Raw genomic sequence first — 16,863 nt, forward strand, 5'->3', positions numbered from 1 at the left:
GTCAATAAATAGCTCTACCTCACCTAAGTGTGATGGTAGAGCTACTGTTATCTAACCCGATTTACTGAGCGTTCCACTCAGATAAAAGTGGGATAACATCTGACTCTAATGAGGTTTGTAAAGTAGTAAGTGCTGTTACAGCTGTTTCAACACGAGTACGACCCGTTTCATCAAGAATAGCTTGACGAAATGGCATATCGTCGCTGCCTGCAATAGCTTGAATTTTCAAGATAGCATCATCAATTTCGCTAGAAATACGTATTGAAAGTGTGCTGTCAGCAGCTGCTACGAAATCGATAATACCTTGCTTGTCTGCACTACCAGTAAACTCACCATGGTATACATTGCGCACACCTTGAATGTTGTCAGCAAAATCAGTCAACGAGTTCCAAGAGTATTGTGACTCCACTTTTGAAGTGTCAGCGTTTGCAAGTGAATTACCGAAAGGATCAGCAATTTTACCGTTACCCACTTCATCTACAATTCCGATCATGCCATTGATTAATTCTTCAATTACAGCAAGTTCTGATGAGTAAATAGTGTTGTTATCACTGCCAGGTGTTTTTAATAAATCAGCATATGGCAATGCATTAGTATCTTGTGGGTTATGAGAAACTTGCCATGCATCATCAAGTTGAACCGCATAGTCACGGAAAACTTCTGCAAGAGCGATGACGTATTCTCGCTCAGCAGTGGTTAACTCAGTAATTAATTTAGTGTTATCAGCTACGCCGTCACCAAATAGTAAATATTCGATGGTGTGGAAACCTTGCACGTCATCATTCCAGCTTTTAATGGTTTCAGCATCAAAGCCTGTGTTGCTGTCTAACTGAGTTTGTAGGTCCGTAGTATTTAGCGGCCAGCTATCTAAATGCGGATCAATACTTAATGAATCAACAGGGCCAAAAATGTGCGACTCACCTTGTTCCCAAGGTTTACGTGCATCTTTCCACGCTTCTTGTGCGGCAACTAAATCAGCTTGCGAAGTTGAATTTAATAGCTTTTGGGTTGCCAGTAATAATGCATCACCTTGAGCGGCTAAATCAGCGTAACCGGCAACAATCACATCGTCAGTTAAGTTAGTTATCATTTCAGTTGCAGCGAAAGTAAAGCCTGTTTCAGGTACTACCGGATCAACTGTGTTCGAATCATCAGAATCAGAACCTGAACCACCACAAGCTGCTAAGGTACCCACTAACGTTAATGCTATCGCTGTATACTTAAAATTCATGTAAAACTCCATTTAATCGATATTATTTGCTGATTTAATTCAGCACTTTCATTTCAAAATTAGATAATTCGCTGTCAACCATTACAGCGAGAATTGATAACCCACGCCTAAAGCAAAGAAGTTAGTGTCAGGAATGCTGGCAACTGCGACTTGCTGTAGTCCGCCTTCTGCTTTAATGACAATTTCAGGAATTGGGAAGTAGTTAACTCCGATACTGCTCCACGTATTTTCATAACGCTTAGTCGCAGTACCACTTTCCACTTCCATTAGTGGATTTGAATAATCTATATTGGCAAATACAGTCATAGGAATATCTAAGTAGTCATCAAGCTTAAAGCCTGCTTCAACAAAGAAAGATTGCGATTTAGAGCCCAATTGCGCGAAGTTACCTGGCTGTAAACCTGGAGTGGTTTTATTCGCTAATGTAATTGCATCAGAGTCACTTAAGGTGCCATACATGTATTGACCACGTAGCACCCAAGGCCCCTCAACAAATGCAGCTGCAGCTGTCACTATGCTCAGCGTTCCGTCAACATTTAGCTTGTTGCTTTTGTTACGATTGCCTGAGGTATTGCCGTAATAGTAAGACACGCCAATAGCACTACCAGTTTTAAAGTTGCCGTAATCGATACGCCCAGCAAACGCTAAGTCGTCAGCGTTAACATGCTCAAACCGGGTTTGATGTCCTGATGCAACCCAATCATAAGTTCGAAAGTATTCAGAGTTTAAGCCGCTGACAATCTGGGCTTGATAATGAAAATCAGAGATTTCACCGTAAACACCAATACCATTCTCGTTCCACACGGCCGGAATCATGGCTGCTTCACTTTTGTGACGGAGTACAGTGAGATATTGGTTTGGTTTGTGTAACGTGCTCGTTAGGCCGATTGGCAAGTGAATATTACCGAACTTAACGCCAAAGGCTTCACTAGGGCGATATCTAATTTCCGCTTTTTCGACAACAACTTCGCCGCCAGCTTCTATTTCAGATTCAAACTCACCAAATTCATCAAAGCCATCGTATTCTAGAGCTGCGCCCGTTCCGCCATGCTCATACTCAATCTCAACTTCCATGCTCCACTCATCTGTGAACTGGTAGCCAAACTCAGTAACAATGCGCTCTAAATCGAAACGACTTCTTCTTTCTGGCGAAGTGTCTTGTACATTATCGAAATATTCATCACTGGTGTAGTTCGCGCTCCCGTATGATTTGAATGAGAACTTACTTAAACGATCCTGTGAAGCCGTAACAGTTTCTGTCACTTCTTTAACTGCGACTTGTTGTTCATGTTGAGCAACTTCAATCTGTTTTTGAGAGTCATGTTGAAGAGACTGCTGCTGAGCTAGTTGTTGTAATTGCTCTTTTAATGATGCGATTTCAGCTTCTTGCTTAGCAATTGCTTTTGCTAAATCATCTGCAGAAACAGCTGCATATGCTGTATTCGTCGCACCCAAACCAATCACACTCGCTATAGATACTGCCAACAGCGTTAACTTTTTGCTCATCTCATTCTCCACCATAATTGCGCGCTTTGTTAATACGGCGACACATTATACCAAATGATAATCATTTGCATTAAAATTTACATTTATTTTTACAACCTCATTTACATTTAATTTACACTTAGCGTATAAATGCAATTTATGTAACCATATGTCTATTGAGTTAAAATCAGGAAAAGTGCCTTATGTCAGTTAGTTCCAGCAAAAATCCTCAGCAGCTTTTATTGTGGATGACTTTCGTTATGTCGATGGTTTTTGCGGTATGGCAGGCGCTACTGAATAATTTTGTGATTGAAAGAGCGGCTTTTAGTGGTGCTGAAATAGGTATGCTGCAAAGCTTGCGTGAAGTACCTGGCTTTTTAGCATTCACAGCAATATTTGTATTACTCCTTATACGTGAGCAATCCTTTGCCTTAATCTCATTGGCCGTTTTATCTATCGGCATTGCTATAACAGGTTTTTTTCCCAGTGTTTTGGGGTTATATTTAACAACAGTATTGATGTCGATTGGATTTCATTACTTCGAAACCATCAATCAATCGCTGACTTTACAGTGGGTAGATAAAAAGGATACCGCAGGATTTTTAGGTAAAGCCTTAGCATGGCGATCAGCTGCTGCACTGATGGGCTATGGCAGTATCTGGCTTATCATGAGCTGGCTTAAACTCGACTATGTTTGGATGTACGCCATTATTGGCTCGTTAGGATTAGTCGCTGTATTGATTATGGCCGTCTACTACCCCAGGTTTGAAATCGCTGAACCGCAACACAAAAAGCTTATCTTCAGAAAGCGTTACTGGCTTTACTATGCTTTAACGTTTTTGTCTGGCGCTAGACGACAGATTTTTATGGTGTTCGCAGGTTTCATGATGGTCGAAAAATTTGGCTATTCAGTTTCGGAAATCACTGCCCTATTCTTAATTAACTATGTGGTTAACTTGTTTTTTGCGCCTGCGATTGGTCGCTTTATTGGCCGTATTGGCGAGCGAAATGCCCTAGTGATTGAGTACGTAGGATTAATCATTGTCTTTGCCAGTTACGCGGTGGTTGAACACGCTGAAGTCGCTGCAGCTCTTTACGTTATTGACCATTTACTGTTTGCAATGGCCATTGCTATGAAGACCTATTTTCAGAAAATTGCTGACCCGAAAGATATTGCCGCAAGCATGTCAGTCAGCTTTACGATTAATCATATAGCTGCGGTGATCATTCCTGCTCTACTGGGTCTCTTGTGGTTAAGCTCTCCCCAATGGGTATTTATGATAGGTGTGCTATTTGCCTTATGTTCATTAGTGCTTTCGTTAAATATCCCCTCAAAACCTGAACCTGGGCACGAAACAAACTGGGGCAAATCAGCTAAAATGAATAGTGATACGATGTAATGTGGACAATGCGTTAAGCCTAAGAGAATAACAATGACAGATAACCATCCTAATCAAACAGAAAATACTGCCAATACCAGTATGTCTGCCCGAAAAAAAGCACTACTTTTGGGCAAAATGCTCGGGTTAGCCAGTGAAGATGATTATCGACCCTCTCAAGCCTCTATTGGCGAACGCGCGCAGTTTAGATTACAAAAAAGCCAAATTTTACATCAGCTTAATTTGGAAACTATTTTTTCGTTAGCCTTAAATTACACCCCTTCTGACGTCACTGGAGAAGACCTTGATCCAGATTGGAGTTACCAGTTTTTTCAAATGGCTGAACAAATCAGTTCCCGCAGAATGCAGGACTTATGGGCACGGATTCTCGCTAGTGAAATTGTAAAACCAGGTAAGTTTAGCCTCAGAACATTAGCCATTTTAAAACAGCTAACCCAACGGGAAGCACAAGTACTTGAAAAAGCATTAGGTATGTCTGTAAAACTCAATTCCGAAACCCGATATAAACTGTTAAATGGTTACCGTATTCAGGGTGGGTTACAGCAATATTTTAGAAAAACCTCCAACGTTAATGTCGGCCTTTCAAAATTCGGGCTCCCATACTCAAGCATATTGACGTTAATGGATGCGGGTATTTTACATAGCAGTGAATTTGAAACTGGATTATTGGATAAAAATGCTTCAATTTTACTGAGTATGACTGATTCTCAAATTAAACTAACCCCTAAAAGTAATAGCTTATTATTCAGTTATTACCGTTTTACTCCAGTCGGGGATGAGCTATGTTTATTGGTTCAAGCAAAAGCAGATAAGGAGTTTTCTCGGGCGTTAACGCAAATTTTAAAAGCTGATTTTTTGATAGGTTAGATTGGTTTTAATCCGACTTTAATTTCAGCACGTTACTTGCATTTGTATCGTTAGCATTCATTTCATGTTCATATAAATATGAATGCTGGGCTTTATGCATAGAGAATAGGAACTGCCTTAAAGTCTCTCGAGACTCATCACTCACCACAATTGTTGCAGCAATAACATCATTTTCAGAGCGAACAATTTGATATTCAATCTCAAAGTTTATCTCTTTGGTTAAAATCAACTTGGCTCGTCGCGAATGATTATTAGCAGAAATGTTTGGTGCATAAAGAGTTAAACCAGTACTTGAAAGCGATAAAACTTCAATTGCAAGATTGGTATCGAAATCAATAATTCTGACATCATCAAGCTCTTTCATACGCCAGCTTCGTTCAGCACCACGACTGTCTACAACCTCTGGTATTCCGAGCTTTGGCGTGAACTGACCAAGTTCGTCTATAGCAATATTTAAAGGAAACCATAATCGATAATGGCTAATTTCCGCTAGTAAAGTTAACTGAGTTTTACCAAGTAAACTTGCCAAGGTTGATGGAATTTCTGTAGTGACTGAAACCGTTTCTGAGTTGCCATCTGCCAACGCTTTAACAGCAGAAGGCTTTTTAGCGAATAATTCGCTAAAACAAGCTAACTCTTCTTTTGTTAAGTTGGTATTCATTCTCTACCCTTGACACTCAATTGTTATATCTCGCAACAATTGTAACACGCGAATTTAACGTGTACAATTTTCGCCCTGCACTAAAAAATTTAAAACTCTAATAAAAAGAACTACTTTCTAGATTTTATCGCTATAAGCCATTCCTTACGCTGTTCAATATATGACCACATTTTTATAAAAAAGTTTCAAACCGATGATTGACACTTTAATAAGACCGCCCAAATGGATAAGTTATTGTACGATTTAGTCCGTCTTTTTGTTCATTTTTGAGTTCTTAACCATTCCTTACATAAGCAACTGTTTTTATTGATTAAGAAAAATAATTGATTAAATTAAACTAAATTAAATTGCGCGCAACTTAATTTGGGCGTATTGTATTCATCATTGAGTGAATAAAGTGCGATTTCTTATTGAGTCACTCATTTTCAATTCATATTAATGACGATTAGGAGTTTTCAATGGATATCATTTATTCAGCTACAGCAACTACAACAGGCGGACGTGATGGCAAATCAGTATCGTCAGACAACAAGCTTTCAGTTAATTTAAGTACCCCAAAAGAGCTTGGCGGCGCAGGTGGTGAAGGTACCAACCCAGAACAATTGTTTGCTGCAGGATATTCAGCTTGTTTTATTGGTGCTATGAAGTTTGTTGCAGGACAAGATAAGAAAATACTAAGCTCTGATCTTTCAGTTGAAGCGACTGTAGGAATTGGGGGAAACACCGCTGGAGTTGGCTTTGCAATTGATGTTGAATTGCGGATCACTCTACCTGGTATGTCTAAAACAGAAGTTGAAGCTCTGGTAGAAAAAGCACATCAAGTTTGCCCATACTCAAATGCAACTCGCGGTAATATTCGTGTTGAGCTAGTTGTATTATAAAAATACATCATTATTTTTTATATAAAAATGATACAAAAAAGCCGTTTATCAATTAACTGATAAACGGCTTTTTAATTGAGTTATCTCACTGTATTTCGTCAATTAAAGAACTGGAAAAGTCATCAAGGGTAATCACTAGATTTAAACTGGCAATTTGCGTTTCAGTTCTACTGATATCACTGTCTACTTTCCCCATCGTCAACGTATTGTTGTCTAACTCATATATCTTTTTCTGGCTGTGGTAGTAATAAAGTAGAATCGTTAATGCTTTAACGTCATTCTCACTCGCTGCAGCAATCACTTTGTTTAACTTACGATAAATATGGTTTTGCAATTGTTTAACTTGCCAAACCCAATAAATCTCTTTCATGTACGGCTTAGTTTTAATCGCATTCATCACTAAACTGCAGCTTACAACAGCTAAAAAGACACCGATGAGGTTAAGATGAAAATGGCCAGTGGACTCACCTTTAATAACTGTATCACTGCCAAAAAATTCAATAAGAAGGCCACCAAAAGCGAGTGAGAGTATGGTTAAACTGGCCACCAAACTAATTAGCAATACGTTAAGTCGTTTACGATATTGTGGCTTGTCGATTGAGATAAATTGCATACTGCACCTTATTAAAGAAAGTCACAGTATTTTACACCTATCATGTCGAAGCGATATACGGTTTCAATATCTAGTGACCTAAAACAGATCTTAATATACCAAGATGGATAACAGAAATTAAAATTTAGACACAAAAAAGCCGAGCTAATTGCTCGGCTTTTTCTAAATTTGGCAGGGGTAGCAAGAGAAACAGGTATCAATAAAAATACTTTGCACCGCCTTTATAATGAGACGGCAACACGAGTAGAATTAGATATGATTGAGACGCTATGCAGGTATTTAAATGTTGACGTGGGCGAGTTGTTGGAAATTCAAGATTAACCCTCTGCTAGAATCAAATATTCTTGGAGGATTAAATTACAATTACATTTCAGCAATTAACCTAGATAAATAGCACTTAACTTAAGCAAAGGTAACTGCTCCAATCTCAGTCTAGATAAAGTAAAATAAGGTGTAGAAATTCTACACCTTATAAAACTTCATTAGTTTAATGCAATGAAAAACTTACCTGTGGATTCGTTAATCATCTCCCAAGTATGAATCGTTATTGGGATTATGAGCATCTGCCCAATCATCCATATCTGCATCATTGTTGGGATTGTTAATATCAGACCAAGTGTCTAATTCATCTTGAGACATATCAGATGTATCTGGCATACAAACCTCCTTATTTTTTATCTTTGAAGTTGGGATTATTAGGGTTCAACTGATTACTGCGATTATCCTGCACTTTCTGGTATGCAGAGTTTTTACCCGATGTCCCCTTATTTGAATTACCTTGATTAGCTTTATGATTATTATTTGGCATATTTTTTTCCTTAAAATAGATTAATTAACGATTGCTTAGGGGCTTAAACACCTCAAGTCAAAGCCCCTGCAATCGGCGAACGTCATGTTTAAAGTTCATATATGCTCTGCGATCACTAGGCGTACTTGGAACCGCTAGTCTTTTACCGCTAGGAGCCGTCAACACAGAATGACGCCCTCGTCTGATTCTCCATTCATCACTTTTTAAAAGACGATTAACTAATTTATTAATATTTTTATCACGACTATATTTCTTCATTTAATGACTCCAACTAAACCCGTAATCACATAACGTCAAAGCAGAAACGAACTGCTTAAATATGATTTATCAGGTATAGGGAAGCGTTGAGTCATGAGTTTGATAACGCTTGGAAAAGGTTTCTGTATTGAATGCTACATGCGCAATCGCTTTATCAACACCAACATCTAATATTGATGGACTTTGTACAACGCCCTGACAAGCATTTGAATTTTGATAAAAGCGGCCTTCAAGGTTATGCATCAGATAGGATTGCCACATATCCTGATTATCTTCTAAACTCACTATCTCTGAAAAAGTCTTATGCCTTTCAATATATTTACGGTACTGATCATATGAAATTGTCAGCTGGTGAGAGTAAACAGGTAATACCCTAAGAAGTTTCCATTTATCAGGCTTTATTTGATTAATCAAATTACACATATCTTCACGCCAATTAAAAGCATTAACGACTGTATTTATCTTAACCTTGCCTTGATTGTTTAAAGACCGATACGCTGCAACAACCTCAATAACCCTAGAGGGTGAAAACCACGAGCTTTTGCGATCGACACGCCCGATACTTTGAGCGATTAGCAAATCAGCAGTATCGAAACTTAATCCCAACATATCAAGATGTGGAGCAATTCTCGACATGATCTTGGCTGATAAAAGGTGTCCATTAGTTATGATTGATGTACGAAAACCAAGCTTTTTAGCTAACAAGACTGCCTCAATAAAGCGACCGCCAAGCATCACTGGCTCGCCACCAGCAAAATTAAGGCGGACGGATGTATAACCCAAAGCTTTTCGTATTGGATTATCAGCAAAAAAGTAGTCTGCTAGCTTTTTTAGAAGAGATTGAATATCTTGCGAGGAATGATGTAACTCCGATTGCGAGTCATTGCCTTCCCAAGTGGCATAGCAATATCCGCAGCGGTAATTACAGGCTTCGGTCATATGAAAATTGATGACCATTTCATTTGTACTTGTCATGGTTAGCTCCGTTTGTTGACGACAAACGTAGAATCACCTAGTGCAATGCACTAACAAGCTTTTAGAATAAAAAATTACATATTTCTAAATTGTTCCACCAAATCATCAAACTCAACAGCCTCTGTTACCTCTTTCTCAACATGCTGCTTCAATTGATTTACTGCATCATTTTCAGAAGGCATCAACGATGCGATATTAGCTGCTTTATCAAAATTACCCTGTATATAAGCAAGTAGTAAATTATCTGTAGGTTCCATGGCGGCAGATTGTGCTAACAGGGCATGCAACAAATTTAAATTTTTACCTAAAGCGATCTGTGGCAGTACTGCAAAAGGGTTAGGTAACTTCTCCTTATATAAATTAAAATCGCCAGCCAATGCATCAACAAACTTATGCGCTGAAATACTAGTTATAGCTATTCCCATTACAGAATGACTTTCACCAAACATAGCCTTAACAACTAAAGCACATTCATCTCGATAAGCTTTATTTTCAAATATTCGCTTAACATTTTTAGGATCATGGAATATTGCATTGAGTAATAACGCATTAAACAACACTGTTAACTGTTCTTTATCCGCCAACTCTGTTCTATAACGATGATCATCTAATTTAGGTTTGGGCGCTATTTTAATGAGTTTATTACGAACAAAAGAATCAGCCTTATTTCTAAGTAACTGGCTCTCTGTCGCAACATCAATATTAAATAACAACCGAATAGCATCTGGCACGGTTAATCCACTACTCACCGCAATAAGCCCTCTTAAGTAATGTACTCGCCATAATTCGATTAAATTGATCTTGCCCAATTGAAAAGCTTGCGATTTCCTTGATCATACCTTGCCAATTACCTCTCCCGTATGAAGAATAGCAACTATGTGAAGCTTTGCTATACTGTTGAACGACACCAATACAGTAGCCAGCTCGCATGGCTTCAGCCATAGATGTATGTATGGCGGCATATGTTCCTGGTTGACCTTTATTATCAAGAAGTTCTACTGCATCACGGCATGATTGTTGTAAAAACTCTGCATTATTACTATTAAACGATGTCTCTTTAGCTTGTAATACACCCGTAATTAAGAAACTCGAACAAAAGAGGCTAATTAGTATTAATCTCATAACTTTCCCTGTGCAAAATTTGAAATTGAATCAGCTTGCTGCTCTGTCTGAGGAGTTAATGTAGACACCGATTCAGGTTGCTTATTTGAAGTAGTCTGTGAGTCAGGTTCTAGTGTAGAAGATGTTTGAAGCACACTATCGGGTTGTTTTATAGGAGTGTCTGTAGATTTGTCTTCTGTCTTTTCTTTTTGCCATAACTTAGGCAAGGGAGCAGCCGCATAAATGACAAGAATAACTAAAATACTAAAAATATAGGTATCAAACTTATCAACAGTAGTAAAAAACTCAAGTTCTAATCTCCCTTTATTTGAAACTTCGTCCCATATTCCAATTAGTGCTAAGGATGATAAGAGTAAAGCCATGCTCGATACTGTAAAGACAAAACGCCGAAGCATTTGCCACTTAGTCCAATTCAATTGGTTTCCTCGACGGTAAAAACGCCAAATTACAATACACAAGCAACTAATCAGTCCTATTTCAGCTAAGTCCAACTCACTTATACCTGCCCCATATTCAAAAAAATCAATCGGGATAGATACCAGAGAGAAGATAGCGACAACTCCGAGGCTTAAATAGAGCAAAAAAGTCATAATCCCTGCTGCAATATGCCCCAGAAGAATATCTAGAACATTCAAAATTGATTTCATTTTTCATCCTTGATGATACGACTACAATGGTAATAACCACCATCTTCAACAGACTGTATATTACACTTTATGCAATAACAATCAATTAGATAGGGATTCATGGTAGCCGAGTTTTAAATAAATATCCATACAAAGATTTCAACTGCATTCAGAGATTTTCAAGCTGTCATCATTGATAATATGGTTTGCTGTTCAGCATGAACGGCACATTAGCCTTTGAAGGTAAATATAATGAAACCTGTAGTGGAAATTTAATCTATAGCTCCATTATTCATCAAGTTTAGATTACTTCGATATCGAATGTTCCTACGAAAAAAATTTGATGACACACCAATAAAAGAAAATAATTTGAAGATACCTCAAACAGAGAAGTTTCACTCATTACCAAAGCCATTTATTAGTGAATTCACTCCCAATAATGGTATAGCATGAGCGAATTTGATATTTACGATATTGAAGAGCTAGATGAAGATAAAGCGATTATTGGCGTCCCCTATGCGCTGAAGCATGCAGGTTATAGCAAGTAAAAGATGGTAACTGCTTGGTTAAGTCTATACAACGAGTTTAATCCAATAACGAACTGAAGAGGGTTAAAAAGTGGGTTTAGAACCTAAAGAACAGCAAATTCTTGAGATGCATATACCTTCTATAAATCAATTAAGCTGCGAGGGTTTAGAGACTGCATTGAGCGCACTACCTGCTTTTACAATGTACCAAATCAATGCTGAACATCAGAAAATAAAAGGTAAAGGACAGGACGCCCTTTCAATGCATGAACTCTGTCGTGCAGAAAGAAATATCTGCGACTACCCCAACCTACTAAGTTATGACATTCCTCACTGGCAGTATCAGGACTACCACTTCAAAAATTTTAATGACGTCGATGAGTTAAAATTACAAGAGCTATCTGACGCTATTGAGGTACCGAGATACTATTCAAAATCACCAGTGAACTACACAAGCCAATATAATGGTGATTGGATTCGTCTGTTTATAGATAATAAATTTTATTACGGCAATCTATACTCGGCGGTTCACTTCATTTTAAATACCGTAGAAGAAAAAGTACATAACTGGCTTAATCAAAAATACCCTCATCAAATACAGATGAACTCATACTTATGCCAAGATAAGTCATATAAAGAACCAATGTACACAGTTGAATTTACGACCAATAATGTACTTAATAGCAATGCTTCAGGTGAATTACTTACGGCATACCGTCACTTCGAAAATGCCCTAAGACCTGAACTGAATCGGCTCCTTAACACACAAACTCCTGCAACTTACATTATCTATAATGTTGATGACAACGGTTGTCCCACAGTCGACTTGATCTGTAAGAATGACCAAACATTATCTTTGATACGTCCCGGCAGATTTGTAGAAGATTTTATATCCAAAACACAAAATCCAGCCTACTTAGACTTTCTTGCTAGCAGATACGCAAAACAAGCCATTGATAAAATTCTAGCGTTAGGCTTTTAAACATTGAATAGACAATGAAACAACATACTCTCGACTTTCTAAATGAAATCGATCTTTGTCATCAAAATCAATATTATCGATTTTAAGAATGTCGTCAGATACTAAAAATATTTCATAATCTTCAATATGCTGCCTAGCGAACTCCAACTCATTTCTAGATAAGAAGAACTTATCACCAGAATATGTCTTCACTTCGACATACTTAGTTATTCCGTGCTCATTTATATATTTAATGTCATATCCATCACCATCGCTGACCTTAGACACCCATGTAACTTTATTTGCACCATACTTTTCAACAAGAGATTCATAAACATCTTTTTCTGATTTATTACCTCTAGTTTTTTTACTGCTACTTGCGCCATTTGAGTGTTTGAATGGATTTTTATTCTTAGGCTTTTGAAACCCTTTTGTGCTTGGTTTAGTCAACTCAATATCTTTAATTATCTTCGGAGGTTTTTTCTCGTTGCCTAAATCTAGTGCAGGGTTGTCACGTAATCGCTTTTCTTCATTTATCTTTTCAATTCCTTTTTCGATTTCTTTTAACTTATGAGAAAAAAACAACATACTTAAAAGCTCAAAATCTTCTTCAAGGACATCGATATCAATTAACCTTTCATTTTGTGCATAAACTTCATCAAAGTTAATATTGGTAGCCTTAACCTTATCAAGCTCAAAATGCTGACTGATATAATTTTGGATTATTAATTCGTAATTTAACGACTGATTAATTTTATTATTTAAAGAGCATCTTTCGATAAACTTTTGACTGCTTTCGTATTCTTTAATGATTGTTGTAAATGAATATTCCTTAGAGTTTGAAATGCACCATGTATATAGCTTTCGCTTAAATGGGTATAAATTTCTTTCTAAGTGCAACTTCAGATTACGTTTATGATAATCAGTTAAGTCGATTTTGTAATATGCGTGCTCAGAGATATTGAAATCACTTACTTTTATATTTAACTCATCAAAAAGAATTTCAATAAATTGACAACTTTGATAACTATTCAAGTCTTTATATGTAATATCGTTGATGCCACTTTTTAGGTTTAAATCATTTAATATGTTTTCAAACAAGTGTTCGTTAGTTGAAAACTCATACTCCCTTCCAATCAGTGAATAAACAGTCTTCCAAAAAGAGTAGTATTCGTCAGATATTCCCAATAACTCTCTTGTTCTAATTAATTCTTCTTCACCTATGTCATTTCTAATTGATTTTTCAATATATGCAGAGCTTTCTTTCACTACTTCTCTGAATACTCTAGTATCTTGAATATCAAAAATCAGCCCAATAATATCCGCAAAACTTTCCTGAAACTCGAAGTCATGCCTCAACTCATCTAATGTAGACTCATTACTAACCTTAATAATGAAGTCACTATCACTCCTAATGTAATCATTATTATCAAGCTGAGCAGTTTCACCTTCAACTAAATACTCTACATTTTCACATAGTAATATATTAAAACGTTTAAGCTTGGCGAGCTCAGCTCTAGCAGACTTGTCCTTTTCAATATCTTGAATTCGATAAACCAATATGTACGGTGTAATCTGTTCTAAAAAATGAGAAAAATCGCGTGTTAAATCAACCAAAGGCGAAGCATTATTAACTGAAATATTTAAAGAATTTAAATTATTTATTCCAAAAAACTGAGTAACATTTTGCGTACTTTGCCTTCTGGGATAATGTAAAATTGGAACCGTAGAAGATATCTTTCGAGGTAACTTGATGTTTCCGTTATAAAGCACTTTATTGGCAGGGAAATAGCCTCTATGCTCCCCCTTAACGGCAAATAACATTGCTTCTGACAAGTCAATTGGTTGCTTATTGTGCTCAAAGTGCTTAACGCCTAATTTATATATAGCTTGAGATTGCTTACCGTCAGGGGAGTTGTCTGGAAGTTCAAAAATAGTCCTTTGAACAGTTTCCTGTGAGAGCTTTTCAAATTTATCTGTTGCCCCTACTTTAAGGAGCAAGCTTTCGATGTCAGACCTACTAATCCCATAGTTTTCAAACGCTGAAAACTCGAAATCAAAACTTATGTCATTTATTAATAAGCTCAGCTTGTCACTACCAAAGAAGAAGTCTTTAAATAAGCCTAGGCTTTTTACTTGATATTTAATAAATGACGGTTTAGCTGCAATGAAGTGCCCATAAGAGCCGTAATACTCCCTATCCTTATTATAATCAAACTGATCTGAGTTAGATGAGTCATCAAGTTGAGAAAAAATATTGGCATCTCGTAAAAACCATATTACTAATTTTTCCAGCGACATTTCCCTTGCTATGTGATTAAACTCTGATATTTCTTTGTATGTTAAAGAGCTCTGGCGATACCCTACAGGGCGTTTAACATTTAGAAAAACAAACTTTTCATAGTCTAGATTTCTCTTATTTTTCTCTTCAATGAATTTGGTATGTTTATTTACACCAAGCCATAAAAAGAACCTTTGGAGTTCTTCAGGCTCTTTATCCATCAATCCATATTGAGCAGGTGAAGATAAAAACAAGTCTTCACCAAATATATCTTTGAAGAGAAATTCTGTTAACTCACCAGAAGGATAATAGTCAGATAAGTATAAATCTCGTGCATCAACTAAAACCCCATTCTTACTATATAATTGAACTCTTGAATCTGGGACTTGCTGTTGAGATTTGAGATTCCTGTAGTTTTCAAAAAGTGAAGAAACCATTTTTTCGATAATTTTTGGTACATCTCCAACAATACCTTCACGTATTAACTTATTGGCATTAGAAATTATCTTTTGTAATACAGGGGTTGGTTGATATTGTTGAATATTAGTAATATTCCTCAAAATTCGTTGAAGCTCTCTTGCCTTTTCACTAGAGTCAATCTCAAACTTCTTGATTAGTGCGTCAAATAGCTCTTTGTGAATAAACTTAATACTTACGTAATCGGGTACATTGATATCGATTACTGAAGGTGTATATACCTCGTCATCAAGTGAAATCAATTCCCCCTCTGAATCAATCAAAAACTCTAGCTTTCCATCATGCTTAAACGTATTGTGAAACATATAAATCATAGAAGCTCTATCTTCTATACTCTCTATGTTTTTACTTAAAGTAGTTAATTTTTTAGTAATTACATTTCCACTAAGGCCTAAACCTGAAAGTTCAACGGATCCATCAATGGGAATTAATAAATTATCAAACAATCGCCTTTGGTTAACTGAACTCACGAAAGTAGAAAGTGAATCAATAAATATTACATCCGGTTTTTTTCTATAGATTCCATCTAAACAAGGAAAAACAGATAAAGAGTTCAACGCCTCATCAATTGCATCATAGAGCCCTAGTTCCATTAGTATGTTGTTTGGAGTTTTGTATGACAACAATTCGATAGCTTTATAGCTTGTACACCCTATCGTTAAAGATTTTGCAGTATCAATGATTAGGTTTACTAACTCTTTTAAAATGAATCTATTTTTTTTACTATCATTCAGCTCATTTCTAGAGCTATTTAATTCAAATGTTCCGTGAATAATAAATGGAAAGTCAACAACTAACTTAGTCGGAAAATACGAAAAAACTTCTCGAATATCACAAGTTAAATCATCTTGTAGTGCAATTTTCAAATCAAAAAATTCTGCCTCATTTTCTTTATCCCAGAATTCTTTAGGTAGTTCCCCTCTGTGCTCATGAACCTTCCATGTTTTGTGTAGTTCTGCCTTTTCTATTGACTTAATACACTTTCCATCAATAAACACTGTCAATTTCTTAATAGAATTTAGAAAAAGTAAAACTTCACTTTTTAACTCATTTATCTGTTTTTGAATATCACTAAGGAATTCAGTTTTATAAGTAATATCTATCGAAGTAATCCAATCTTGGTCCATATCATCTGCAACCTCTGGCAATGACAAAAAGGGGATAGGATAAATAGACTCTGGTAAGTTTTGCTCATGCCTAATAGATACTCTCTCTTCAATAGAAAACATTTCATCAAAGGCTTGGTGAACAACTCTATTAGAAAACTCAATGCTTAGATCATTACTTCTAATTGTAATATCCTCACTCCAATTGATAATAGACCTAAAGCCAAGTCCTTTGTTTCCTATATACTTTTTTGAATTCTTCGTACTCAAATTAGATATCATTAATGATCTAATACCTTTAGCACTAAAAGCTTTACACTCACTTCCTCTATTTTTAATACTTAGTTGATTTGTTGAAGTATCAAGTTCAATTTTTACTTCATCAGAGTTTTCATCATCAGCATTTTGCAGGAGTTCAAGTAACTGTCTTCCGTTGTACTCTTTCTCTGTTTCAATTTCACGGTTATAAGCAGAAACCATATCTGAAGGTGACTTTTTATAAACCTCCTTACGTTTAATAATTTCTTCGATGATTTGATTTTTGATAATTAATTCCTTTTTACTGCATATCAAGGATGGCAATT

Annotated in this window: 16 protein-coding genes; 5 read left to right on the forward strand and 11 right to left on the reverse strand. The window is 36.5% G+C overall.

What is annotated here, in order from left to right:
• Nucleotides 1–61: 61 nt before the first annotated feature.
• Complete coding sequence (locus QPX86_RS16510; RefSeq protein WP_285163239.1) at nt 62–1,231, reverse strand: imelysin family protein; 1,170 nt, start codon at nt 1,229–1,231, stop codon at nt 62–64.
• 81 nt (nt 1,232–1,312) lie between these two features.
• On the reverse strand, nt 1,313–2,737 hold the full coding sequence (locus QPX86_RS16515; protein WP_220751965.1) for an OprO/OprP family phosphate-selective porin: 1,425 nt from the start codon (nt 2,735–2,737) through the stop codon (nt 1,313–1,315).
• Nucleotides 2,738–2,919: 182 nt separating this feature from the next.
• On the opposite strand from QPX86_RS16515, the gene QPX86_RS16520 reads away from it, so the two are divergent.
• Nucleotides 2,920–4,116 (forward strand): MFS transporter, encoded by a 1,197-nt coding sequence (locus QPX86_RS16520; RefSeq protein ID WP_285163240.1) that lies wholly within the window; start codon nt 2,920–2,922, stop codon nt 4,114–4,116.
• Nucleotides 4,117–4,149: 33 nt separating this feature from the next.
• Entirely contained in the window at nt 4,150–4,983 is an 834-nt protein-coding gene (locus QPX86_RS16525) for a TIGR03899 family protein (protein ID WP_220751968.1), read from the forward strand.
• A 7-nt stretch (nt 4,984–4,990) separates the two neighbouring features.
• Here QPX86_RS16525 and QPX86_RS16530 read toward each other — a convergent pair whose 3' ends face one another.
• The gene (locus tag QPX86_RS16530; RefSeq protein WP_285163241.1) at nt 4,991–5,644 is read right to left on the reverse strand and encodes a hypothetical protein; all 654 of its coding nucleotides are present in this window, start codon (nt 5,642–5,644) and stop codon (nt 4,991–4,993) included.
• Nucleotides 5,645–6,102: 458 nt separating this feature from the next.
• On the opposite strand from QPX86_RS16530, the gene QPX86_RS16535 reads away from it, so the two are divergent.
• Nucleotides 6,103–6,525, forward strand: coding sequence for an organic hydroperoxide resistance protein (locus QPX86_RS16535; protein ID WP_220751972.1), 423 nt, complete (start codon nt 6,103–6,105; stop codon nt 6,523–6,525).
• A gap of 85 nt (nt 6,526–6,610) precedes the next feature.
• Here the strand turns inward: QPX86_RS16535 and QPX86_RS16540 are convergent, their stop codons facing one another.
• The gene (locus QPX86_RS16540) at nt 6,611–7,138 is read right to left on the reverse strand and encodes a DUF3087 family protein (RefSeq protein WP_285163242.1); all 528 of its coding nucleotides are present in this window, start codon (nt 7,136–7,138) and stop codon (nt 6,611–6,613) included.
• A gap of 147 nt (nt 7,139–7,285) precedes the next feature.
• Between QPX86_RS16540 and QPX86_RS16545 the strand changes: the two genes are divergently transcribed.
• Nucleotides 7,286–7,459: a helix-turn-helix domain-containing protein gene (locus QPX86_RS16545; protein ID WP_285165188.1), complete on the forward strand. Its 174-nt coding sequence runs from the start codon at nt 7,286–7,288 to the stop codon at nt 7,457–7,459.
• Between the two features lie 198 nt (nt 7,460–7,657).
• Here QPX86_RS16545 and QPX86_RS16550 read toward each other — a convergent pair whose 3' ends face one another.
• From QPX86_RS16550 to QPX86_RS16575, 6 genes are all read right to left on the reverse strand, one after another.
• On the reverse strand, nt 7,658–7,795 hold the full coding sequence (locus QPX86_RS16550; RefSeq protein WP_285163243.1) for a hypothetical protein: 138 nt from the start codon (nt 7,793–7,795) through the stop codon (nt 7,658–7,660).
• A 10-nt stretch (nt 7,796–7,805) separates the two neighbouring features.
• Nucleotides 7,806–7,946, reverse strand: a complete 141-nt coding sequence (locus QPX86_RS16555; RefSeq protein ID WP_285163244.1) for a hypothetical protein — start codon at nt 7,944–7,946, stop codon at nt 7,806–7,808.
• Nucleotides 7,947–8,273: 327 nt separating this feature from the next.
• Nucleotides 8,274–9,179, reverse strand: coding sequence for a viperin family antiviral radical SAM protein (locus tag QPX86_RS16560; protein ID WP_285163245.1), 906 nt, complete (start codon nt 9,177–9,179; stop codon nt 8,274–8,276).
• A 74-nt stretch (nt 9,180–9,253) separates the two neighbouring features.
• The gene (locus tag QPX86_RS16565; RefSeq protein ID WP_285163246.1) at nt 9,254–9,910 is read right to left on the reverse strand and encodes a hypothetical protein; all 657 of its coding nucleotides are present in this window, start codon (nt 9,908–9,910) and stop codon (nt 9,254–9,256) included.
• 10 nt (nt 9,911–9,920) lie between these two features.
• Nucleotides 9,921–10,301 carry a hypothetical protein gene (locus QPX86_RS16570; RefSeq protein WP_285163247.1) on the reverse strand — a complete coding sequence of 127 codons (381 nt, stop codon included), beginning with the start codon at nt 10,299–10,301 and terminating at the stop codon, nt 9,921–9,923.
• Nucleotides 10,298–10,948 carry a hypothetical protein gene (locus tag QPX86_RS16575; RefSeq protein WP_285163248.1) on the reverse strand — a complete coding sequence of 217 codons (651 nt, stop codon included), beginning with the start codon at nt 10,946–10,948 and terminating at the stop codon, nt 10,298–10,300. Before QPX86_RS16575 ends, QPX86_RS16570 begins: the two co-directional genes overlap by 4 nt.
• 597 nt (nt 10,949–11,545) lie before the next feature.
• Between QPX86_RS16575 and QPX86_RS16580 the strand changes: the two genes are divergently transcribed.
• Nucleotides 11,546–12,436, forward strand: coding sequence for a hypothetical protein (locus QPX86_RS16580; protein ID WP_285163249.1), 891 nt, complete (start codon nt 11,546–11,548; stop codon nt 12,434–12,436).
• On the opposite strand, the gene QPX86_RS16585 is transcribed toward QPX86_RS16580, so the two are convergent.
• The gene (locus QPX86_RS16585) at nt 12,425–16,861 is read right to left on the reverse strand and encodes a DUF3883 domain-containing protein (RefSeq protein ID WP_285163250.1); all 4,437 of its coding nucleotides are present in this window, start codon (nt 16,859–16,861) and stop codon (nt 12,425–12,427) included. The two genes, QPX86_RS16580 and QPX86_RS16585, sit on opposite strands and share 12 nt — an antisense overlap.
• Between the last annotated feature and the right edge of the window lie 2 nt (nt 16,862–16,863).

Origin of the sequence: Shewanella goraebulensis, assembly GCF_030252245.1 — a bacterium.
In the GTDB taxonomy this organism is placed as follows: Bacteria; Pseudomonadota; Gammaproteobacteria; order Enterobacterales; family Shewanellaceae; genus Shewanella; species Shewanella goraebulensis.